This window comes from Mesorhizobium sp. LSHC420B00, from assembly GCF_000503055.1.
Taxonomy (GTDB): domain Bacteria; phylum Pseudomonadota; class Alphaproteobacteria; order Rhizobiales; family Rhizobiaceae; genus Mesorhizobium.
In genome coordinates this window covers 102,216-121,788 of the sequence record NZ_AYVY01000012.1, presented here as the reverse complement: position 1 = coordinate 121,788, position 19,573 = coordinate 102,216, and the positions used below count along the sequence as shown (strand labels likewise).

The window sequence follows — 19,573 nt, the reverse complement described above, 5'->3', positions numbered from 1 at the left end:
ATGTGCCCGGACATGATGTCCGGCGACGCGCCGTCGTCAAAGAACCGGGGTCAGTGCCGCAGCCTTTCGGGCTCGAAGGCCCCGGCAACCACCTTTTCGCGCATGCGATCGAGCAGGGCAAGCGCCGAGGTCTCGCCATTGGTTCGCAGCATCTCGCCGAATGCCGTTTCGAGGGCTGCCTCGGCGATGATTTCCGGCTCGATCCCCGCCGACAATCCTTCCGCCCAGGCTTCGCTGTGGCTTTCCACGGCGGTCAGGCGCTTTTCTTCCCTGACCAGCGCGTCGATGTCGTTGACGCCATGTTCCATTGCGATGTCCACCCTTTCAAGCGGTGATCCGTTGGATAGGGATCAAGCTTGAGTTGTCCCTTTTACACGCAGGCGAAGTAAGTACTTGTAAATGCGACATTTTTTTGGTCGTTTTCTACAAAACCCGTCGCATTAAGCAAACCTGCGTCCGATCCGTTTCAAACTTACCCGATTAGGCCGGCCAAGGGGACGGAAACCTTCAGTTTGAGTTAATTTCACATCTGCGCGCTAACGTTTCGTTAACATAGTTGCAAAAGTGCAACATCAGGTTTGCACCAAGACCTCACCCGAGGCAAGCGGAGAAGTGTCGAACGCGTCCGCCGCCAACAGCGCCGACGCTTGATTCCGCTTTGCCGGAACGGCAGCTGCCGCCGTCAGTTCCCGTAGCGCGAGGCGATGTCGCGAGACAGCGTCTCGCCTTCCTTCATGTAGCGGCTGATGGCTTCCGTCGCCGAGGCGGTGCATTGCGTATAACTGCCGCCGAAGGATCGGTAGCCGCGGTTGAAGCTGGCGATGAAGCGGGCGCGCCGCTCAGGGTTCGGATTTTCTGATGCGATCAGTTTTTCCATCTCGGCCCGCCACCGGTCGCCCTTCTCGCCGCATAGATTGCGCAGGAAATGCAACGAGCCGAGCACTTCCGCCAGCCGCAACAGCCCGGGCTCGAACGGCGCCTCGGCGGCAATGGCAGGACGCAAGCCGACAACCACACTGACGGCGAGGCAGGCGGCGAGAAACGGTGATGTGCGGTTCATGAGCCCTTGTGCTGAAACAATTTGTTGCCTGCAAGGCGATTCTCAAGCTCAGTTCGCGCCGCCCTTGCTGGTGGCCAGCAGGCCGTCGGCGATATCAAACACTGCATCGGCAAGCTGCATCGCTGTCATTTCGGCCAGTGTATAGAAGGCGGCGGTTTCGGCGTCGTCACTGGCCACCGCCTCGCCGCCGGCATAGTTGGCCCCAAACACCGTCAGCCGGTAGTCGACCGGATGCCCATTGCCGCTGCCGTCGATGTGGATTTCCCGCAGCGGCCGGTAGTTGCGCGCCTGCAATCCGGTCTCTTCCAGCAATTCGCGCCTTGCTGCCTGTTCCAGCGTCTCGCCGGCTTCGACCTTGCCACCGGGAAAGGCATAAAGGCCCTGCGAGGGCGGTCTGGCCCGCTTGACCAGCAGCACCGTGTTCTCGCGCACGACGCAGACCGAGACTGCCGGAATGATCTTACGTGCTTCCATGGGTTCCCGATCGCTCGATTGGCATAGCCCGTTGTGGACCGGCCGTCGGCGAACAGCTTTAGCGGTTGCGAAAGGCAGGTTCCATGGTCACTTTCACATGTCACCCATTCGAGAGCTGAATTCATGTGCGGACGCTTTGCCTTGACCGCCACTCCGGACCAGACCGCCGCCCTTCTCGGTCTGGCGGAGTTGGAGGAGTTTCCGCCCCGCTACAATATCGCGCCGACGCAGCCGGTGCTGATGGCGCTCGCCGGATTGCCGCAGGCGCCGGGCTCGAACCTGCCCGACCGCCGCTCGATGCTGGTGCGCTGGGGCCTGATCCCGGCCTGGGTCAAGGATACGCGTAACTTCCCGCTGCTGTTCAACGCGCGTTCTGAGGGGGCTTCGGAAAAGCCGTCGTTTCGCGCTGCCATGCGCCATCGCCGCGCCCTGGTACCGGCTTCGGGATTCTACGAATGGCACCAAACCGCTGGCAGAAGAGGGCAGCCCTATTGGGTGCGGCCAAAGCATGGAGGGCTTGTCGCCTTCGCCGGGCTGATTGAGACGTATGCCGAGCCGGGTGGCTCGGAAATGGACACCAGCGCCATTCTGACCGCCCACGCCAATGCCGATATTGCCCATATCCACGACCGCATGCCGGTGGTGATCCATCCCGAGGATTTCGCGCGCTGGCTGGATTGCCGCACGCTCGAGCCGCGTGATGTGGCCGATCTGCTGAGACCCACCCGGCCCGATTTCTTCGAAGCGATCCCGGTTTCCGACCTCGTCAACAAGGTCGCCAATACCGGGCCGGAGATTCAGGAGAAGGGCGTCGTCGAGCCTGAGCCCGAGAAGGTCAAGCGCCAGAAGTCCGGCGCGAACGACAGTCAAATGACATTATTTTAGCGAAAGCTACTATTTCCAGGACACCGTGAGCGCCTCAATCTTCACCCGACGGCATTCTCAGGCAGCGCGTGGCGACACGATCTTCTGTGCCGGCTTCTTCTTCTTCGCGGTGTGCAGAAGAGCTGCGACGATTGCTGCCGGGCCGATCGCCCGGTAATGGCTGGCGAGCGCCGGTTGCTTGGCGCGGTTGGATTCTTGCTTAGGCATTATTCTCTTCCCTGGTAACGTTTTCGTGTCTGCGTTTGCTGGCCGAATCCGACCAAATCGTGACGCTTGCTGATCTAGCCGGCGAATGTTTCATGACAGTGCCGATCTGTTTAATAAAATGTTTCAGTGGCTCATTTCCTGTGAGCCAACGATATTTTTGGCGAAGGTAGCGACTTGACGGCAACACCGGGCAAGGCGATAAAGCCGGCCATGAAAACGTCTTTCGCCATTTGCGGCATTTGCATTATCGACTAGCCTCGCGCTGGTCCTGGACGTTTTCGCCTCATCTCCTCCCAGATTGGACAAACGCCCCGGCCAGCAGGCTGGAGCTCGATTTTGCGCCTCGGCGTGACCGACTCCATCCAGAGCACGATCCCAAAAGATCATGCTCAAACAAAGTAACGCACCGGAACGCACGTATGTCTGACGCATCGAAGAGCCTGCGCCTCTACAACACGCTAACGCGGAGCAAGGAGGATTTCTTCCCGATCGATCCGCGCAACGTGCGCATGTATGTCTGCGGCCCGACGGTCTACGACTTCGCCCATATCGGCAATGCGCGGCCGGTGATCGTCTTCGACGTGCTGTTCCGTTTGCTGCGCCATCTCTACGGGCAAGCGCATGTCACTTACGTCCGCAACATCACCGACGTCGACGACAAGATCAACGCTCGCGCGCTGCGCGATTTCGGCGGCGAGATTGCCTTGGGCAAGCTGTCGCTGAACGAAGCGATCAGGCGGGTCACCGAAAAGACCGCCGATCAGTTCCACAAGGACGTGGCGGCGCTCGGTTGCCTGGAACCGACGGTCGAGCCGCGCGCCACCGAGTTCGTCGAGCCTAGGCCCGACGGCAAGGTCGACATGATCCTCTTGATTCAACGCTTGATCGAACGCGGCCATGCCTATGTCGCGGCTGGAGAAGTCCTGTTCGACACCGCTTCCATGCCGGACTACGGACAGTTGTCGAAGCGCAATCTCGACGAGCAGCAGGCAGGCGCCCGCGTCGCCGTCGATGCGCACAAGAAGAACCCGCAGGATTTCGTGCTGTGGAAATTGTCTTCGCCCGAGGAACCGGGCTGGGAGAGTCCGTGGGGCAGGGGTCGGCCGGGCTGGCACATCGAGTGCTCGGCGATGTCGGCCGCCTATCTCGGCGAGGTGTTCGACATCCATGGCGGTGGTCTCGACCTGATCTTTCCACACCACGAGAACGAGATCGCCCAGTCACGTTGCGCCCACGGCACCGAAACGATGGCCAAGGTGTGGATGCACAACGGTTTCCTGCAGGTCGAGGGCCAGAAGATGTCCAAGAGCCTGGGCAATTTCTATTCGATCACCGAACTGCTGGAGACGGAGACTTTTGGCGGCCGCAAATGGCCGGGCGAGGTGCTCAGGCTGGCGATGCTGATGACGCATTATCGCGAGCCGATCGACTTTTCCGTACGCAAGCTGGAAGAGGCGGAGAATACGCTGCGCAAATGGAAGCGAGCGGCCGATCTGGCGCCGCCAACGGCAAAATCGGTGCCGGCGGATGTGATCGAAGTGCTGTCGGATGACCTCGCCACCTATCCCGCATTCCAGTTGCTGACCCAGTTGGCTGGCGATGCTGTTGATTTCGACGCTGGTAGCAGCAACGCAGCCGCCGAAGACAACGATGCTGCCACTTTGCTGAAGGCATCGCTGCTGTTCCTCGGCTTCGACGTCGCAACAGCCAAGGTGGATGAAGACGCCATTGCCAAAGCGATCGCCAAACGCCTCGCGCTGATCGCCGCCAAGAACTGGGCCGAGGCCGACCGCATCCGCGACGAGTTGCTGGCGCAAGGCATCCAGTTGAAGGACGGCAAGGACCCTGTCACCGGCGAACGCATCACCACCTGGGAGGTAAAAAGATGATCCATCATCTCGGCATCACCGTTTTGGATTTCGACGTGTCGAAAGCTTTTTACGACAGGGCGATGGCGCCGCTTGGTGCCTCGCTGCTCTACATGGTGCCGCAGGAATATACCGGCGGCGCCAAGGTCGGCGGCTACGGCCGCGACCGGCCAGTGTTTTGGCTGCATGCCGGCAAGGACAAGCCGAAGGATCATCAACACGTCGCTTTCACGGCGCGCAGCCGTGCCGAGGTCGATGCCTTTCACGCGGCGGCAAGGACAATGGCGGGCCGGGCCTGCGCCCGCACTATCATCCGAACTATTATGGCGCCTTCGTCTTCGATCCCGACGGCAACAATGTCGAGGCGGTCTGCCATGCTCCGGAGTAAAATGCGATGAGCCTTGACAACAGACCGGTGTATACGGGCGGCTGCCAGTGCGGCGCAGTGCGCTTCCGCGTCGAAGGCGCGCTCGGCGATGCCTCCGTCTGCCATTGCCGCATGTGCCAGAAGGCGAGCGGCAATTTTTACCTGCCGCTGGTCTCGGTGCGCGGCGCAGGACTCGACTGGACGCGCGGCGAGCCCAAACGCTTCCGCTCGTCCAATGCGGCGTTGCGCGGTTTCTGCGCCGAATGCGGCACGCCGCTGACCTTCGAAGCGACCGACGGCGTGGCGCTCGCCATCGCCGCATTCGACCACCCCGAGGAGATCGCGCCGACGATCCAATGGGGTGTCGAAGCCAAGCTCCCCTATGTGGATCATGTCCACGAATTGCCCGGTGAGGAAACGATGGCCGACGTCTCGTCTGCCTCCTATCTCGCCGACCTCGTCTCCTACCAACATCCCGACCATGACACCGAACAATGGCCGCCGGAGGAAAGATCATGACCGAAACCGTTCGTACCGGCGGCTGCCAGTGCGGCGCCGTGCGCTTCCGCATCCACGGCGCGCTCGGCCGCCCCTCGATCTGTCATTGCCGCATGTGCCAGAAACAGTTCGGCTCGTTTTTCGGCGCGCTTGTGACAGTGCCGAGCGACGGCGTCGAATGGCTGCGCGAGGAGCCGAGTTACTTTCAGTCGTCGGTCAACATCGATCGCGGCTTCTGCGCCCGCTGCGGCACGCCGCTGACCTACCGCCAGCCCGGCGCGCTCGAGATCGCCATCGGCGCCTTCGACGACCGTTCCGATCTGGCGCCGCAGATCCAGGTCAACTACGCCGCCAGGCTGCCTTGGGTGGAGACGATCTTCGACGCGCCAATCCACGACGATCCGGATTTCTACGCGCGACAGGAGTCAATCATCTCCTTCCAGCATCCCGATCACGAGACGGCCAACTGGCCGCACCAGGGCCTGAAACTATGAGCAGCGAATTCCGCACCCTCTATCCCGAGATCGAGGCTTTCGAGTCCGGCATGCTAGACGTTGGCGATGGCCATCAGGTCTATTGGGAGCGCTCCGGCACCCGCGGTGCCAAGCCGGCGGTATTCCTGCATGGCGGACCGGGCGGCACCATTTCGCCAAAGCACCGGCGGCTGTTCGATCCGACGCTGTACGATGTCATCCTGTTCGACCAGCGTGGCTGTGGAAAATCGACGCCCAATGCCTCGCTCGAAGCCAACACCACCTGGCATCTGGTCGCCGACATAGAGCGGCTGCGCGACATGTGCGGCTTCGACAAATGGCTGGTGTTCGGCGGCTCGTGGGGTTCGACGCTGGCGCTGGCCTATGCCGAGACACACCCCGAGCGGGTCAGCGAACTGGTCGTGCGCGGCATCTACACGCTGACCCGCGCCGAACTCGAATGGTACTACCAGTTCGGCGTCTCGGAGATGTTCCCCGACAAATGGGAGCGGTTTTTGGCGCCCATTCCGGAGGCTGAGCGCGGCGACATGATGGCCGCCTACCGCAAACGGCTGGTCGGTAGCGATCCTGTGGCGCAGGTCGAGGCCGCTCGCGCCTGGAGCCTGTGGGAGGGCGAGACGATCACTTTGCTGCCGGAACCGGAAACCAGCGGTCCCTTCGGCCAGGATGATTATGCCCTGGCCTTCGCCCGCATCGAGAACCACTATTTCGTCCATGCCGGCTGGCTGGAAGAGGGACAGCTGCTGCGTGATGCATGGAAGCTTAAGGATATACCGGGTAGCATCGTTCACGGCCGCTACGACATGCCGTGCCCGGCGCGCTATGCCTGGGCGCTGCACAAGGCGTGGCCGAAAGCGGATTTCCATCTGATCGAAGGTGCCGGCCACGCCTATTCGGAGCCGGGCATCCTCGACAGGCTGATCCGCGCAACGGACGTGTTTGCCGGGAAATGACGATGGCTCGCGAGCGCCTTTATCTGTTCGACACGACGCTGCGCGATGGTCAGCAGACGCCGGGTATCGACTTTTCCGTCGAGGACAAGATCGCCATCGCCAAGCTGCTCGACGAGTTCGGCATCGACTACGTCGAGGGCGGTTATCCTGGCGCCAATCCAACCGACACCGCCTTTTTCGCCGAGCGTCGCACGGCCGATGCCAAGTTCGTCGCCTTCGGCATGACCAAGCGGGCAGGAGTGTCGGCCTCGAACGACCCCGGCCTCACCGCGCTGGTCCAGTCGAAGTCGGATGCCATCTGCTTCGTCGCCAAGAGCTGGGACTACCATGTCCGCGTCGCGCTCGGCTGCACCAATGAGGAGAACCTCGAGGCGATCAAGGCCTCGGTCGAGGCGGCGCTCAGTGCCGGCAAGGAGGCGATGGTCGACTGCGAGCATTTCTTCGATGGCTTCAAGGCCAACCCCGATTATGCGCTGGCCTGCGCCAGGACGGCCTACGATGCCGGCGCGCGCTGGGTGGTTCTATGCGACACCAATGGCGGCACGCAGCCCTCCGAGGTGCGCGCCATCGTCGAAAAGGTGATCGCGGCCGGCATACCGGGCGACCATCTCGGCATCCACGCCCATGACGACACCGGCCAGGCGGTGGCGAATTCGCTTGCCGCCGTGGAGGCCGGCGTGCGCCATATCCAGGGCACGCTGAATGGCATAGGCGAGCGCTGCGGCAACGCCAATCTGATCTCGATCGTGCCGACATTGTCGTTGAAGCCTGCCTTTGCCGGCCGCTTTGCAACGGGCATTTCAGCGGAGGCGTTGACCGGTATATCGCGCTTGTCCCGCGCCTTCGACGAGTTGCTGAACCGTGCGCCGGAAGCGCAGGCCCCCTATGTCGGCGCCTCCGCATTCGCTACCAAGGCCGGCATCCATGCCTCGGCGCTGGCCAAGGAGCCGGCGACCTACGAGCATGTACCGCCAGAGACTGTCGGCAACCGCCGCCGCGTCATGGTTTCGGACCAAGGCGGCAAGGCGAATTTCATGGCCGAGCTGAAACGGCGCGGCATCGACATGCCCCGGGACGACCATCGCCTCGACGCGCTGATCGCCGTGGTCAAGGAGCGTGAGGCGGAGGGCTACGCTTACGAAGGCGCCGACGCCAGCTTCGAGCTTCTGGCGCGCAAGATGCTGCATGGCGTGCCGGAATTCTTCCGCGTCACTTCATTCCGCTGCATGGTCGAGCGCCGCTTCGACGCCAACGGCCAGCTGAAGACGGTCTCGGAGGCGATTGTGAAAGTGCTGGTCGAGGGCGAGGAGAAGATGTCGGTCGCCGAAGGCCATGGCCCGGTCAACGCGCTCGACATTGCGCTGCGCAAGGATCTCGGCAAATTCCAGAGCGAGATCGCCGATCTCGAGCTGGCCGACTTCAAGGTGCGTATCCTCAATGGTGGCACCGAGGCGATTACCCGCGTGCTGATCGAATCGCATGACGGCACCGGTGCGCGCTGGTGGACGGTCGGCGTCTCCGAAAACATCATCGATGCTTCGTTCCAGGCGCTGATGGATTCGATCGTCTACAAGCTGATGAAGAACCGCGACATGGCCGGGCTGATCGCGGCGGAGTGAGGAAATGGGCTTCACGATAAGCTGGGTCGCATTCAATGGTCTGCCACTCGCGAAGGCAGCGCTGGCTTTCGGTCTGGCTCAGAGCGGACAATCGGACGAGGTTTTTGATTTTGACTACAATGGCGTGACGGTTGGTCAAAATTGGTCTGTCGTCATTTTTAACGACGTGAACATGGACCTGGTGGACGAGAAGCGCCTGGCTAACCTTTCGACGGGCAGGGACATTGTCGTCGTTCACAATATCGATACGGTCATGCTGCAATGGGCCGAACAGTGGCGCGACGGGCACGAAGTCTGGAGCATACGACACACCAGCGCAGACGGTGCGCGCAACCTGGAAGCGACAGGAAACCTTCCATCCTGTTTCGAGGAGATCCGCCGCGAGCGCTTCGCAGATCAGGATCGCGAGGACGCAGGTGCTGCCGCCATAGACTTTATCGCCGATATTCCGATCGAGGTGGCAGAATGCGTGACGGGCTTTCGTCACGACACCGTTGGAGCGGAATTCATGGAATTGGTGCCTGCGCCCGGCGAGACCAAATGACTGCGGGCTTCGCGCATTTCAATGAACTGGTGAAAACTCCGGGTTCTTGAACCATCAGCGAGACTCCATTGATCCATCAGAACTTTGCGATGGTCTTGCCGGGGCCGCTGGCGCATAGCCTTGGGCCATGGCTACCCAAGTACTTCAAATCGAGGCCGATACCAAAGCTCGTCGCGGCTTCTTGCTGGCGCTCGTCGCCTACCTGCTTTGGGGGCTGCTGCCCTTCTACATGAAGGCTGTCGCGCATCTGCCGCTGGCCGAAGTCATCGCCCACCGCATCGTCTGGTCGGTGCCGATCGCGGCCGCCGTCCTGGTCTGGGCGGGCCGCACTGCCGATTTCAAAGCGGCCGTTCGTTCGCCGCGCATCATTTCGATGGCGCTGCTGACGGCGGCGCTGATCTCGGTCAACTGGGGCATCTATGTCTGGGCGATCGCGGTCGACCGCACGATCGAGACCGCGCTTGGCTATTACATCAACCCGCTGGTCAGCGTCGTTGTCGGCGCGCTGCTGCTCGGCGAACGGCTCGACCGCCTGCAGATCGCGGCGGTGGTGCTCGCGGCAATCGCCGTCGCGGTGCTAACCATCGACGCTGGCAAGCTGCCCTGGGTGTCGCTGGTGCTGGCCTTTTCCTTTGCCGCCTATGGCTTCTTCCGCAAGACGCTGCCAATTGGTCCAAGCCAGGGCTTCCTGCTCGAAGTGCTGCTACTGTCGGTGCCGGCGCTCGGCTACATCGTCTTCCTGATCGCCACAGGACAGGATCATTTCGTCTCCAGCTCCTTGAACGACACCGCCTTGCTGGTCGGCTGCGGACCGGTCACCGCCGTGCCGCTGCTGTTGTTTGCGTTCGGCGCCAGGCAGCTGCGCCTCTCCACCATCGGCATCATGCAATATATCGCGCCGACAATCGTCTTTTTGATCGCGGTGCTGATTTTCGGCGAACCCTTCGGCAGCGTTCAGGCCATCGCCTTCGGCCTGATCTGGGCGGCGCTGGCGATGTACTCCTGGTCGATGTTTTCTTCGGCGCGCAAGACCGTCGCCGCATCCGCTCGATCCGCGTAACGAAGAAAGGCGGCTGGCGGGCCTAATGCCGGCAGCCGCCTCTTTCACGGTCGCTCAGCGCTTCGGCCCGAAGCCTGGATAGGGCTGCAGCGGCACGACGGCGGCAATGTCCATCATGCCGGCCTTGACCAGCGGCAAGGTTGCGAGATGGCTGCGCACGTCGGCATCGCTGCCGGCCTCGAACATCATGCCGCTGCCGGGAATGTCGCCTCGATTCCACACCTGACGCACGGCGCCTTCGGCATAGAGCGTGCGGCGCTGCTCGGCCTCGCCGGGCAGCAGAGGCGCGAAATCGGCGTCGGTGAACTTTTCGGTGTTGCGCACAAGAAGGGCAAAGAACTGCATCGGAATCTCCTGATGTTGGCCGTTGGAATGGCGAAAATATTCGCTTCGGCTGGCCAGACAGTCCAAGACTGATTAGGCTAAAGTTGAGACCTCACGGGACTTGAGCATCGGAGCAACAATGTTCGACCTGCGCCAGCTCCGCTATTTCATCACGGTGGCCGAAACCGGCAATGTCGGGCGTGCCGCCGAATTGCTCCACATCTCGCAGTCGCCGCTCAGCCGCCAGATCATGCAGCTGGAGCAGCAACTGGGCATCACATTATTCGAGAGGGCGAGGCAGCGTGTTCATCTCAATCCCGAAGGCCGCGCCTTTCTTACCGAGGCGCGTGCGCTGCTGGCCCATGCAAGACGGCTGGAGGAGCTCGGCCGCAATCTCGCCAGCGGTACGGTCGGCCGTCTCGCTATCGGCTATGTCGAAGGTGCGGTCCATGCCGGGCTTGTCGCTCGGATGCTGCGCCAGTTTCGCCGCGACCGGCCCGAATTTCATCTTCAACTGAAGGGCCAGCGTTCCGCCGCGCAGATCGAAGCGCTGCGCGAACGATCGCTCGATCTGGGCCTCGTCTACACGCCTCCTTCTGCCGACGATCCCGACATCGCCGCCTTGCTCATCATGCGCGAGCCTCTGGTTCTGGCGATGCCGGAAAGCGATCCATTGGCCGAAATCGCGGAGATACTGCCGCAGCAACTGGACGGACGCACCTGGATCACGGTGGTGCGCCAGCCTGACGACACCAACCGCAGCCAATTTCTCGCCGCCTGTGCGAAGGCCGGTTTCCTGCCCGACATAGCCTATGAGACGACCGATCCGTTGACGTCGTTGGGCTTGGTCAGCGCCGGGCTTGGGCTGGCGACGGTGCAGGCCAGCCTGCGGAGTGCCGCGCCGCCTCAGATCGTGTTTCGCGATCTGCCGTGGTTCGAACGCACCGTCTCGATCCATCTCGCCTGGCGACGTCAGGACAAGCGGGCGGTCGTCGCGGACTTAAGGAAGGCAGTAGGGAAGGAGTTAATGAAGGAGTTAATAGTGAATAGTGAATAGTGAATAGTAAAGTACAACACCTTCCGAACCGGCGCGCGTGTCTATCCCTACTCCCTACTCCCTACTCCCTACTCCCTCTACATTTTATCAATCACCGACTGCACGCCCTCCGTCGGTGCATCGACGGAGGATCCCGCCACCATGATGGCGGCTACGATCGCTTCCGGGTCCTCGACCACCAGCGGCTTGACCCGCTGCGCGGTGTGGATGAAGCCTTCCGTTGCCATGTGGTCGAGCAGCGCCAGCATCGGATCCCAGAACCCTCCGACGTTGCCGAAGACGATCGGCTTACGATGATGTCCGAGCTGCGCCCAAGTCATGATCTCGACGATCTCCTCGACGGTGCCGATGCCGCCGGGCAACGCCACAAAGGCGTCGGATTTCTCGAACATCCTGTGTTTGCGCTCGTGCATGTTGTCGGTGATGACGAGCTCGTCGAGCCGGTCAAGCGCGGTTTCGGTCGCCTCCCGGTTGATCAGAAAACGTGGAATTATGCCCGTTACCTTGCCGCCGGCCTTTAATGCCCCTTCAGCGACGGCACCCATGATACCTTTAGTGCCGCCGCCATAAATCAGACGCAGGCCGGACTTGGCGATCGAGCGGCCAAGCAGGTGTCCGGCCTTGATATAGGTTTCATCTCGGCCCGGGGACGAGCCGCAATAGACGCAGACAGATCGAATCGTGTTCATGTTATGATTGGTGATAGGGACTATTGGCATGGTCAAGCCCCGGAGCGGGCTTTTTCTTGTCGGCTTTGGCAAAACAGGCTAGACCGAAATTAGGTGGCTAAGGGGCAGGGAAACATGGCAATTAATCCGTTGAAGGCGTTTTTGTTCGCGGCTGGCGGCTCCGTCGCTGCGGCGGGAACCGCCTATGTATCGGGCGCACTCGACCCGTATCTCAATTCTACCCCGCCTGCGGAAGTCGCGGCGCTGACGCCGCCGGTTTCGAAACCGGTCGCTCCGGCAACCGAGGGGCGGCTGCCGTCTGCGCCCGCCGCGTCCACCGATGCGGCGACGCCCGCCGCGCCGGCCGCTGCAGGTGCGATCGTGCCGACCTTCGACATCGTGCGCGTCGAAAGCAACGGCTCGATCGTCGTCGCCGGCAATGCAGCGCCCAACGCCAAGGTCGAGATTCTCAACGGTTCGACTGTGCTCGGCTCGACGGTCGCCGGTCCCGACGGCGCCTTTGCCATTATTCTCGACGATCCGCTGAAGCCCGGCGACTATACGATCACGCTTCGCTCTACGGCCGACAATGTCGTGACCGCCTCGGCGCAGACCGCCGTCGTTTCGATTCCCCAGAATTCCACCGGTCAAGTGCTGGCAATGGTCGAGGAGCCGGGAAAGCCGTCCGAACTGCTCACTGTTCCTGCCCCTGAGGCAAAATCTGACGCCTCGCCGCCAACCGGCGAACAGGCGGCCGTTCAGCCACCCGCCACCGGCACCGAATTGCCGGCTGCCGCAGCGCCGGCCGCCCCGGCGGCTGATGTTCCAGCAGCGCCTGCTTCTGCCGCGCCGGCCGCTGTTGAAGCCGCACCGGCTCCGGCAGCGCCCGCCACACCGGCAGCGCCTGCTACTTCCACGGCGGAGCCCAAGGTCGTCGTCGAAGCCGTCGAAATCGACGGCAACAAGATTTTCGTTGCCGGGGTCGCCGATCCCGGCCGCAAGGTGCGCGCCTATGCCAATGATATCCTGCTCGGCGACGCGAAGACCTCGCCCGACCGCCACTTCCTGGTCGAAGCGACACGCGACGTCCCGGTCGGCACCTACACCATCCATGTCGACGCGCTCGACGCCGACGGGGTGACGGTGGTGGCTCGTGCCGCCGTGCCGTTCGAACGCGAGCCGGGCGAGGCGGTTGCCGCCGTCGCACCCGCCGAGCCAAAGCCTGCCGAGGTAAAACCAGCCGAGCCGAACGCTCCGGCCACCGAAGCCGCACCGGCGACAGCCGCCGAAACGCCCGCAACTGCCCCCATTCCTGCCACCGAGGCCCCGGCCGAAATGGCCGTCGCGACGCCTCCGGGCGAAGCTCCCGAGACCGTGGGCCCCAAGCTCGAACATGCCAATGGCGCAGTCATCATCCGCCGCCACGACACGCTGTGGCGGATTTCGCGGCGAGTCTATGGCCAGGGCATGCGTTACTCGACCATCTATCTCGCCAACCAGGACCAGATCAGCAATCCGAACCGCATCTGGCCGGGGCAGGTGTTCAAGGTGCCGGAGAAATCGAAAGAAGGCGAGCCCGCCGATCTCAAGGCAATGGGCGACCAGATGACGACGGCGCCAGTCAAGACTGAGTAGCCGTTCTGCCCATCAGGATAGCTTGCGGCAGGGCCAGTCATCGTTTATCGCCGATGGACGATGACCGAATCCTCCCTCGTAACGGACCGACGCCGCGCGGCAGATGAACACACGCCGGCCAACTGTACGCCGGATAGCCGCTCCGTCGCTGTCCGGCTCGCGGCCCTTTCGCATCCGGCGCGGATCGAAATTCTCAAACACCTTTCCGCAAGCCGTTCCTGCTGCTGTCGCGAGGTCGTCGAGCATCTCGACCTGGCGCAGTCCACCGTTTCCCAGCATTTGAAGATTCTGGTCGAAGCCGGGCTTATCCGCTTCGAGCCTGACCGCCAGCGCTCGCGCTATGAGCTCGACCGTGCTGCGCTCGCCGATGTTTCCGCGTCGCTGGCCGCGCTGGTCGATTCCTGCTGCTCCGGCCGCTAAGATATAAAAAGGTAAACAAGAATGGCCGAGAAAACCGTTTCCGCCGATTCCGGCTCGACCTTCAGAACGTTGCGCAATCTCTGGCCCTATATGTGGCCGGCCGACCGCGCCGACCTGAGGGCGCGGGTGGTGTGGGCAACCGTGCTGCTGGTTGCCGCCAAGCTGACCCTGGTGGCCGGACCCTATTTCTTCAAATGGGCGACCGACGCACTGGCCGGCGACGCCAAATCTCCGCCGCCGCTGCCGGCCTTCCTGCTGGCGCCGGTCATGCTGGTCGTCGCCTACAATGCCGTGCGGCTGGTGCAACTCGGCTTCAACCAGTTGCGCGACGCCCTGTTTGCACGGGTCGGCCAGCATGCCGTGCGCCGGCTCGCCTTCCGCACCTTCGTACACATGCATGAATTGTCACTGCGCTTCCACCTCGAACGGCGCACCGGCGGCCTGTCGCGTGTCATCGAGCGCGGCACCAAGGGCATCGAGACGATCGTCCGCTTCACCATGCTGGCGACGGCGCCGACGATCGTCGAATTCGCGCTCACCGCCGGCATCTTCGCCGTCACCTATGGCTGGCTTTACGTGCTGGTGATCGCGGTCACGGTCTGGCTCTATGTGTGGTTCACCGTCAGGGCGAGCGATTGGCGTATTTCGATCCGCCGAGAGATGAACGACAGCGATAATGAAGCCAGCACGAAGGCGATCGATTCGCTGCTTAACTACGAAACAGTCAAATATTTCAACAACGAAGCCATGGAGGCCGAGCGCTTCGACCGTTCCACGGCGCGCTATGAGGTGGCGGCGACCAGGACCTGGACCTCGCTTGGCTGGCTGAACTTCGGCCAAGGCGTGATCTTCGGCATCGGCATGACCGTCGTCATGGTGCTGTCGGCGCTCGAGGTGAAGGCAGGCACGCAGAGCGTCGGCGATTTCGTCTTCGTCAACGCCATGCTCATGCAGCTTTCGGTGCCGCTGAATTTCATCGGCATGATCTACCGCGAAATTCGCCAGGGCCTGACCGACATCGAAAACATGTTCGATCTGCTCGACGTCAAGCGCGAGATCGTCGATCGGGCGGGCGCCAAGCCACTGGTCGTCGATGCCGGTAAGGTCGAGTTTCGTGACGTGCATTTTTCCTACGACCCCAACCGCAAGATACTGAAGGGCATCAGCTTCGAGGTGCCGGCCGGCAAGACGGTGGCCATCGTCGGCCCCTCCGGAGCCGGAAAGTCGACCATTTCGCGGCTTTTGTTTCGTTTCTACGACATTCAGCGTGGCACGATTCTGATCGACGGCCAGGACATTCGCGACGTCAAGCAGGAGAGCTTGCGCGCCGCCATCGGCATGGTGCCGCAGGACACGGTGCTGTTTAACGACACCATCGCCTACAACATCCGCTACGGCCGCATCGGCGCCAGCGAGGAGGATGTGCGCAAGGCGGCAGAACTGGCCCAGATCGGACCGTTCATCGAGCGGCTGCCCGACGGCTATCGCTCAATGGTGGGCGAGCGCGGGCTGAAACTGTCCGGCGGCGAGAAGCAGCGGGTGGCGATTGCCCGCACCATCTTGAAGGCACCGCCGATCCTGATGCTCGACGAGGCGACCTCGGCGCTGGACAGCCACACCGAGCAGGAGATCCAGGCGGCACTGGACCTGGTCAGCCAGGGCCGCACCACCCTCGTCATCGCCCATCGACTGTCTACAGTGATTTCGGCCGACGAGATCATCGTCCTGCAGGACGGCCAGATCGCCGAGCGCGGCACCCATGCCGCCTTGATGGCCAAGCGCGGCCTATATGCATCGATGTGGGACCGGCAGCGCGAGGCAAGCGAGGCCGAGGAGCGGCTGCGCATTGCCCGCGAAAGCGACGAGTTCGGCGTCGTCGTCCGCCGCCGCACCTCGGAGGTGAGCTGAAATTCGTGCTTGACCTCAACTTAAGTTGAGATCGTAGGCCGTTTTGGATCGTAGCAAGATGCGTCGTTCAAAAACGGAGACAATCGATATGAATGGGATAAATCAGGCAGTTAGTGGCGGCAGCGTATTCCGGGTGGACAAGTTTGTCGTTCCGGCCAACGCTCGCGAGGAGATTCTTGCCAAGGTCCGGATGACGCATGAATTGCTGCGCCAGCAGCAAGGGTTCGTCCAGGATTTCCTGCTCGAGCAATTCTCGGGGCCGGGGGAGTTCAACCTCGTGACCATTGTCGAATGGGAAGGGCAGGCCGCTGTCGATAAGGTCGTGCCGATCATCAAGGCCGCGCATGAGCGCATCGGCTTCAATCCTCAGGAGACCATTGCGCGACTTGGCGTCAGGGCCGATATCGCCAATTACCAGCGGATTCCCGCGGTGTAAGCTCTCTATGGCCAGCCTGCTCCCGGCGCGGTAGCCTCGATGCTGAGCACCTGGCCGGTACGGGCATCGCTGATCATATGTTCGAAGCCGCGCCATTCGGCGGCCACGATGAACAGCGTTTTTCCCTCGCTGCCGCCGAGCATGCAGGCAAAACAGCCGCGATCGACGTCGACGCTTTCGAGCATTGTGCCGCCCTCGCGCACCCGCACGCAATGCCTGTTCGGAACGTCGGCGTACCAGGCGGCACCTTCGGCATCGAGGCAGATGCCGTCGGGAAAACCGTTGCCAAGATTGGCCCAGACTCTCCGATTGGAAAGGTGGCCATCGGCAGCGATGTCGAAGGCGGTCAGCCGGTTGGCGTGGGATTCGGCAACGACAAGCGTCTTGTTGTCGGGCGTCACTGCCATGCCATTGGCGAAGGCGAGATTCTCAGCCACCTGCCGAGCCGAGCCGTCAGGTGCAACCAGCACGACGGTGCCGGGGCCGAAATGCTGGCCGGAAGCCGGAGCCGGCCCACCACCATTGACGTAGATGTTGCCGCGCCCGTCGACGACGATCTCGTTCCATGGGCTCTTCGACAGATGTCTCAGATCGGCATGGGTGACCAATGTCCCGTCAGCCTCCTGCCTGAGGATCAGCCCTTCGCGGCCGGACACGACAAGCAGCCGCCCGTCCGGCAGCCAGTCGATGGAGTAGGGCAGGGTGGCCGGCACGATGAGCGCGATCTCGCTGTTGCCTAGGGCGTCAACGGCGATGATCTGGCCTGTGCCCCAGTTGCAGAACCACAGCCGGCCATCGTGCCAGCGAGGCGACTCGCCAAAGGCCAGACCGTTCATCACCACTTGCGCTTGCCTGGCTGCTGATTTCTGCATGGGCCGAGAACCTCCGGGTTTGCGCAAATCGTCACGGCCGAAAGGCCGATGAGAGGCGCTGTCTTGCCAAGGACGGGCGTGGGGGCTTCGTGCCGACAATCGCAATCAACATATTTCCGGTTGACCACTTCGGCAGTCCGGATGCTGCCAAGGACGCCCCTGAGGCGGCACGACCGCCAACACCCGACCGCCTGATTGTCGCGTTGCGGCGAAGGGGTGTTTCCGCTATTGAGGCCGGACTTGGAACCAAGGTTGCCCTCATCCCATGAGCCTCGTTGACACGATCAAAAATGCGTTCGTTCCGATCCATCGCGAGGGTTATCCCTTTATCGCTGCGTTCGGCGCGGCGACGCTTTTTCTTGGCTATTTCTCCTCGACCCTGTTCTGGATCGGTCTCATTCTGACCGCGTGGTGCGCTTATTTCTTCCGCGATCCCGAGCGTGTCACGCCGATCGACGACCGGCTGGTTGTCAGCCCGGCGGACGGCATCGTCTCGGCCGTCGGCCCGGCCGTGCCGCCGCGCGAGCTTGGCCTCGGCGGCGGCGAAATGACCCGCATCTCGGTATTCATGAATGTCTTTTCCTGCCACGTGAACCGCGCCCCGGTGCGTGGCCGCATCTCCAGGATCGAGCATCGGCCAGGAAAATTCCTCAACGCCGAACTCGACAAGGCAAGCACCGAGAACGAACGCAACGGGCTGGTCATAGAGAGCCCCAACGGCACGGTGGCTGCGGTGCAGATCGCCGGCCTGGTGGCGCGGCGGATCGTCTGCTGGGCCGAGACCGGCGGCGCCATCGGCACCGGCGAGCGCTTCGGGCTGATCCGCTTTGGCTCGCGCGTGGACGTATTCCTGCCCTCGACGGCGACGCCGCGCGTTGCCGTCGGCCAGACGGCGGTAGGCGGTGAGACGGTGCTGGCGGAATTCGGCGGCGTTGCCGCAACGCCGCTCGTGCGGATATCCTGACCGGTGGCCCCGCCGTTCAAGAAATTCGAGGCGCATGGCGGCGGCGGCCCGCGCATCCGTGAAATCCCGATGCGCATGGTGCTGCCCAATCTGGTCACCGTGCTTGCCATCTGCGCCGGCCTGTCCGGCATCCGCTTCGGCTTCGAAGGCCGCTTCGAGCCGGCGGTGGTGATGGTACTGCTCGCCGCCTTCCTCGATGGTATCGACGGCCGCCTGGCGCGAATGCTGAAGGCGACCTCCAAATTCGGCGCCCAGATGGATTCGCTGGCCGATATCGTCAATTTCGGCGTGGCACCGGCGCTAGTGCTTTATGCCTTTCTGCTCGACAGGGCAGGTTCGCCGGGTTGGATCGCGGCGCTGCTGTTTACCATCGCCTGTGGGATGAGGCTTGCCCGCTTCAACGTGCTCGACGAAGAGCTCGACCGTCCGCAGTGGCAAACCGAATATTTCGTTGGCGTGCCGGCGCCGGCGGGTGCGGTGCTGGTGATGCTGCCGCTCTATCTGTTCTTCCTCAGGCTTGGCCTTGAACCCAGCCGCCTGGCGGCCTTCATTGCCACCGGCTTTACAATATTGGTGGCGTTCCTGCTGGTCAGCCGACTGCCCGTCTATTCCGGCAAGAGCGTCAGGATACCGGGCGACAGAGTGCTGCCGATCATCCTCGCAGTCGTCCTCTACGTCCTGCTTTTGATGACCTATCCCTGGTATACGCTGACGGCTTCGGTTGCCGGCTATTTGCTGTTTTTGCCATTCAGCGTGCGCGCCTATTCCAGACGCGCCAAGCGCGAAGGCGAGAAGGTACCGTCCTCGGACATCGGCTGACAGATTTGGTGCCAATTTCGCACGCGGCGCTGTGGAACGCCCTTCAAAACCACGTTTTCGGAACTTGCTGGGCGCCTGACCGTTTGTGTCGGTAGGTCCGTTTGAGCGACTGCTCGTGATCGTCAACGTCGCGCAAGCTGCCGCATCGGGCCCAGAATCATCGGAATACGAGAAATGGCTGTCATCCTCATTGGCGCATTACTGACTGTCGCCGGCCTCGTATATATGGCGGTTGCAGCCATCATGCGCGGGCGGCTCAGTGAGCCGGCCGCTGTCTCCACCGCGCCGGATAGCCCGAGGCCCAATCTCGCAACACCAGGTCCGACTCTGGAGCCGCGGCGGCGCGGGCTCCGTTTTCTCGGCTTGTCACAGAATTGGCCGGGCCTGCTGATGATGGCCGTCGGCGTCATTCTGCTGTTATCGGTAGTGGTCCTCTAGAGT

The 19,573-nt window shown here is 62.4% G+C and carries 23 protein-coding genes and 1 pseudogene; 17 read left to right on the top strand and 7 right to left on the bottom strand.

Going from position 1 to position 19,573, the window contains the following annotated elements:
- Window positions 1-50: 50 nt before the first annotated feature.
- The 3 genes from X760_RS58015 to X760_RS58005 all read right to left on the bottom strand — a co-directional run bounded on the left by X760_RS58015 (window position 51) and on the right by X760_RS58005 (window position 1,534).
- Entirely contained in the window at window positions 51-308 is a 258-nt protein-coding gene (locus X760_RS58015) for a hypothetical protein (RefSeq protein ID WP_023719866.1), read from the bottom strand.
- Between the two features lie 374 nt (window positions 309-682).
- Window positions 683-1,060, bottom strand: a complete 378-nt coding sequence (locus tag X760_RS58010; RefSeq protein ID WP_023719865.1) for a TIGR02301 family protein — start codon at window positions 1,058-1,060, stop codon at window positions 683-685.
- A gap of 48 nt (window positions 1,061-1,108) precedes the next feature.
- The gene (locus X760_RS58005) at window positions 1,109-1,534 is read right to left on the bottom strand and encodes an NUDIX hydrolase (RefSeq protein WP_036244964.1); all 426 of its coding nucleotides are present in this window, start codon (window positions 1,532-1,534) and stop codon (window positions 1,109-1,111) included.
- Between the two features lie 123 nt (window positions 1,535-1,657).
- Between X760_RS58005 and X760_RS58000 the strand changes: the two genes are divergently transcribed.
- On the top strand, window positions 1,658-2,419 hold the full coding sequence (locus X760_RS58000) for an SOS response-associated peptidase (RefSeq protein WP_023719863.1): 762 nt from the start codon (window positions 1,658-1,660) through the stop codon (window positions 2,417-2,419).
- 57 nt (window positions 2,420-2,476) lie between these two features.
- Here X760_RS58000 and X760_RS74880 read toward each other — a convergent pair whose 3' ends face one another.
- Complete coding sequence (locus X760_RS74880) at window positions 2,477-2,626, bottom strand: hypothetical protein (protein ID WP_023677745.1); 150 nt, start codon at window positions 2,624-2,626, stop codon at window positions 2,477-2,479.
- A gap of 419 nt (window positions 2,627-3,045) precedes the next feature.
- Here X760_RS74880 and cysS point away from each other — a divergent pair, with 419 nt between their 5' ends.
- The 8 genes and pseudogenes from cysS (at window position 3,046) to rarD (ending at window position 10,029) form a co-directional block, all read left to right on the top strand.
- Window positions 3,046-4,515 carry a cysteine--tRNA ligase gene (gene cysS / locus X760_RS57995; protein WP_023719862.1) on the top strand — a complete coding sequence of 490 codons (1,470 nt, stop codon included), beginning with the start codon at window positions 3,046-3,048 and terminating at the stop codon, window positions 4,513-4,515.
- A pseudogene (locus X760_RS57990) lies at window positions 4,512-4,882 on the top strand (VOC family protein). Before cysS ends, X760_RS57990 begins: the two are co-directional and overlap by 4 nt.
- A 6-nt stretch (window positions 4,883-4,888) precedes the next feature.
- On the top strand, window positions 4,889-5,380 hold the full coding sequence (locus X760_RS57985) for a GFA family protein (RefSeq protein WP_023719861.1): 492 nt from the start codon (window positions 4,889-4,891) through the stop codon (window positions 5,378-5,380).
- Entirely contained in the window at window positions 5,377-5,853 is a 477-nt protein-coding gene (locus X760_RS57980; RefSeq protein ID WP_023719860.1) for a GFA family protein, read from the top strand. Before X760_RS57985 ends, X760_RS57980 begins: the two co-directional genes overlap by 4 nt.
- Entirely contained in the window at window positions 5,850-6,806 is a 957-nt protein-coding gene (pip, locus tag X760_RS57975; protein WP_023719859.1) for a prolyl aminopeptidase, read from the top strand. Before X760_RS57980 ends, pip begins: the two co-directional genes overlap by 4 nt.
- Window positions 6,803-8,425, top strand: a complete 1,623-nt coding sequence (gene cimA, locus X760_RS57970; RefSeq protein WP_198030508.1) for a citramalate synthase — start codon at window positions 6,803-6,805, stop codon at window positions 8,423-8,425. Before pip ends, cimA begins: the two co-directional genes overlap by 4 nt.
- Window positions 8,426-8,429: 4 nt before the next feature.
- Window positions 8,430-8,969: a hypothetical protein gene (locus X760_RS73755; RefSeq protein WP_051409686.1), complete on the top strand. Its 540-nt coding sequence runs from the start codon at window positions 8,430-8,432 to the stop codon at window positions 8,967-8,969.
- 127 nt (window positions 8,970-9,096) lie between these two features.
- Window positions 9,097-10,029 (top strand): EamA family transporter RarD, encoded by a 933-nt coding sequence (gene rarD / locus X760_RS57960; protein WP_023719856.1) that lies wholly within the window; start codon window positions 9,097-9,099, stop codon window positions 10,027-10,029.
- A gap of 54 nt (window positions 10,030-10,083) precedes the next feature.
- On the opposite strand, the gene X760_RS57955 is transcribed toward rarD, so the two are convergent.
- Window positions 10,084-10,374, bottom strand: a complete 291-nt coding sequence (locus X760_RS57955; protein ID WP_023719855.1) for a muconolactone Delta-isomerase family protein — start codon at window positions 10,372-10,374, stop codon at window positions 10,084-10,086.
- Window positions 10,375-10,492: 118 nt separating this feature from the next.
- Here X760_RS57955 and X760_RS57950 point away from each other — a divergent pair, with 118 nt between their 5' ends.
- A complete protein-coding gene (locus tag X760_RS57950; protein WP_023719854.1) occupies window positions 10,493-11,410 on the top strand; it encodes a LysR family transcriptional regulator in 918 nt (305 codons plus the stop codon).
- Window positions 11,411-11,487: 77 nt separating this feature from the next.
- On the opposite strand, the gene X760_RS57945 is transcribed toward X760_RS57950, so the two are convergent.
- A complete protein-coding gene (locus X760_RS57945) occupies window positions 11,488-12,099 on the bottom strand; it encodes a TIGR00730 family Rossman fold protein (protein WP_023719853.1) in 612 nt (203 codons plus the stop codon).
- Window positions 12,100-12,213: 114 nt separating this feature from the next.
- Between X760_RS57945 and X760_RS57940 the strand changes: the two genes are divergently transcribed.
- From X760_RS57940 to X760_RS57925, 4 genes are all read left to right on the top strand, one after another.
- The gene (locus tag X760_RS57940; RefSeq protein ID WP_023719852.1) at window positions 12,214-13,713 is read left to right on the top strand and encodes a LysM peptidoglycan-binding domain-containing protein; all 1,500 of its coding nucleotides are present in this window, start codon (window positions 12,214-12,216) and stop codon (window positions 13,711-13,713) included.
- Window positions 13,714-13,773: 60 nt separating this feature from the next.
- Window positions 13,774-14,133 carry a metalloregulator ArsR/SmtB family transcription factor gene (locus tag X760_RS57935; protein WP_023719851.1) on the top strand — a complete coding sequence of 120 codons (360 nt, stop codon included), beginning with the start codon at window positions 13,774-13,776 and terminating at the stop codon, window positions 14,131-14,133.
- A 21-nt stretch (window positions 14,134-14,154) separates the two neighbouring features.
- A complete protein-coding gene (locus X760_RS57930) occupies window positions 14,155-16,041 on the top strand; it encodes an ABC transporter ATP-binding protein/permease (protein ID WP_023719850.1) in 1,887 nt (628 codons plus the stop codon).
- A gap of 88 nt (window positions 16,042-16,129) precedes the next feature.
- Window positions 16,130-16,477, top strand: a complete 348-nt coding sequence (locus X760_RS57925) for a hypothetical protein (RefSeq protein ID WP_023719849.1) — start codon at window positions 16,130-16,132, stop codon at window positions 16,475-16,477.
- Window positions 16,478-16,482: 5 nt separating this feature from the next.
- On the opposite strand, the gene X760_RS57920 is transcribed toward X760_RS57925, so the two are convergent.
- The gene (locus tag X760_RS57920; protein WP_023719848.1) at window positions 16,483-17,349 is read right to left on the bottom strand and encodes an SMP-30/gluconolactonase/LRE family protein; all 867 of its coding nucleotides are present in this window, start codon (window positions 17,347-17,349) and stop codon (window positions 16,483-16,485) included.
- 265 nt (window positions 17,350-17,614) lie between these two features.
- On the opposite strand from X760_RS57920, the gene X760_RS57915 reads away from it, so the two are divergent.
- The 3 genes from X760_RS57915 to X760_RS57905 all read left to right on the top strand — a co-directional run bounded on the left by X760_RS57915 (window position 17,615) and on the right by X760_RS57905 (window position 19,570).
- On the top strand, window positions 17,615-18,313 hold the full coding sequence (locus X760_RS57915) for a phosphatidylserine decarboxylase (protein WP_023719847.1): 699 nt from the start codon (window positions 17,615-17,617) through the stop codon (window positions 18,311-18,313).
- Between the two features lie 3 nt (window positions 18,314-18,316).
- Window positions 18,317-19,132, top strand: a complete 816-nt coding sequence (locus X760_RS57910) for a phosphatidylcholine/phosphatidylserine synthase (protein ID WP_023719846.1) — start codon at window positions 18,317-18,319, stop codon at window positions 19,130-19,132.
- A gap of 174 nt (window positions 19,133-19,306) precedes the next feature.
- Window positions 19,307-19,570 (top strand): hypothetical protein, encoded by a 264-nt coding sequence (locus X760_RS57905; protein ID WP_023719845.1) that lies wholly within the window; start codon window positions 19,307-19,309, stop codon window positions 19,568-19,570.
- Window positions 19,571-19,573 lie beyond the last annotated feature (3 nt).

Excerpts from the sequence above, each read along its gene's own strand:
- X760_RS58015 (WP_023719866.1), bottom strand. The coding sequence starts at position 308 with ATGGAACATGGCGTCAACGACATCGACGCGCTGGTCAGGGAAGAAAAG.
- X760_RS58010 (WP_023719865.1), bottom strand. The coding sequence starts at position 1,060 with ATGAACCGCACATCACCGTTTCTCGCCGCCTGCCTCGCCGTCAGTGTG.
- X760_RS58005 (WP_036244964.1), bottom strand. The coding sequence starts at position 1,534 with ATGGAAGCACGTAAGATCATTCCGGCAGTCTCGGTCTGCGTCGTGCGC.
- X760_RS58000 (WP_023719863.1), top strand. The coding sequence starts at position 1,658 with ATGTGCGGACGCTTTGCCTTGACCGCCACTCCGGACCAGACCGCCGCC.
- X760_RS74880 (WP_023677745.1), bottom strand. The coding sequence starts at position 2,626 with ATGCCTAAGCAAGAATCCAACCGCGCCAAGCAACCGGCGCTCGCCAGC.
- cysS (WP_023719862.1), top strand. The coding sequence starts at position 3,046 with ATGTCTGACGCATCGAAGAGCCTGCGCCTCTACAACACGCTAACGCGG.
- X760_RS57985 (WP_023719861.1), top strand. The coding sequence starts at position 4,889 with ATGAGCCTTGACAACAGACCGGTGTATACGGGCGGCTGCCAGTGCGGC.
- X760_RS57980 (WP_023719860.1), top strand. The coding sequence starts at position 5,377 with ATGACCGAAACCGTTCGTACCGGCGGCTGCCAGTGCGGCGCCGTGCGC.
- pip (WP_023719859.1), top strand. The coding sequence starts at position 5,850 with ATGAGCAGCGAATTCCGCACCCTCTATCCCGAGATCGAGGCTTTCGAG.
- cimA (WP_198030508.1), top strand. The coding sequence starts at position 6,803 with ATGACGATGGCTCGCGAGCGCCTTTATCTGTTCGACACGACGCTGCGC.
- X760_RS73755 (WP_051409686.1), top strand. The coding sequence starts at position 8,430 with ATGGGCTTCACGATAAGCTGGGTCGCATTCAATGGTCTGCCACTCGCG.
- rarD (WP_023719856.1), top strand. The coding sequence starts at position 9,097 with ATGGCTACCCAAGTACTTCAAATCGAGGCCGATACCAAAGCTCGTCGC.
- X760_RS57955 (WP_023719855.1), bottom strand. The coding sequence starts at position 10,374 with ATGCAGTTCTTTGCCCTTCTTGTGCGCAACACCGAAAAGTTCACCGAC.
- X760_RS57950 (WP_023719854.1), top strand. The coding sequence starts at position 10,493 with ATGTTCGACCTGCGCCAGCTCCGCTATTTCATCACGGTGGCCGAAACC.
- X760_RS57945 (WP_023719853.1), bottom strand. The coding sequence starts at position 12,099 with ATGAACACGATTCGATCTGTCTGCGTCTATTGCGGCTCGTCCCCGGGC.
- X760_RS57940 (WP_023719852.1), top strand. The coding sequence starts at position 12,214 with ATGGCAATTAATCCGTTGAAGGCGTTTTTGTTCGCGGCTGGCGGCTCC.
- X760_RS57935 (WP_023719851.1), top strand. The coding sequence starts at position 13,774 with ATGACCGAATCCTCCCTCGTAACGGACCGACGCCGCGCGGCAGATGAA.
- X760_RS57930 (WP_023719850.1), top strand. The coding sequence starts at position 14,155 with ATGGCCGAGAAAACCGTTTCCGCCGATTCCGGCTCGACCTTCAGAACG.
- X760_RS57925 (WP_023719849.1), top strand. The coding sequence starts at position 16,130 with ATGAATGGGATAAATCAGGCAGTTAGTGGCGGCAGCGTATTCCGGGTG.
- X760_RS57920 (WP_023719848.1), bottom strand. The coding sequence starts at position 17,349 with ATGCAGAAATCAGCAGCCAGGCAAGCGCAAGTGGTGATGAACGGTCTG.
- X760_RS57915 (WP_023719847.1), top strand. The coding sequence starts at position 17,615 with ATGAGCCTCGTTGACACGATCAAAAATGCGTTCGTTCCGATCCATCGC.
- X760_RS57905 (WP_023719845.1), top strand. The coding sequence starts at position 19,307 with ATGGCTGTCATCCTCATTGGCGCATTACTGACTGTCGCCGGCCTCGTA.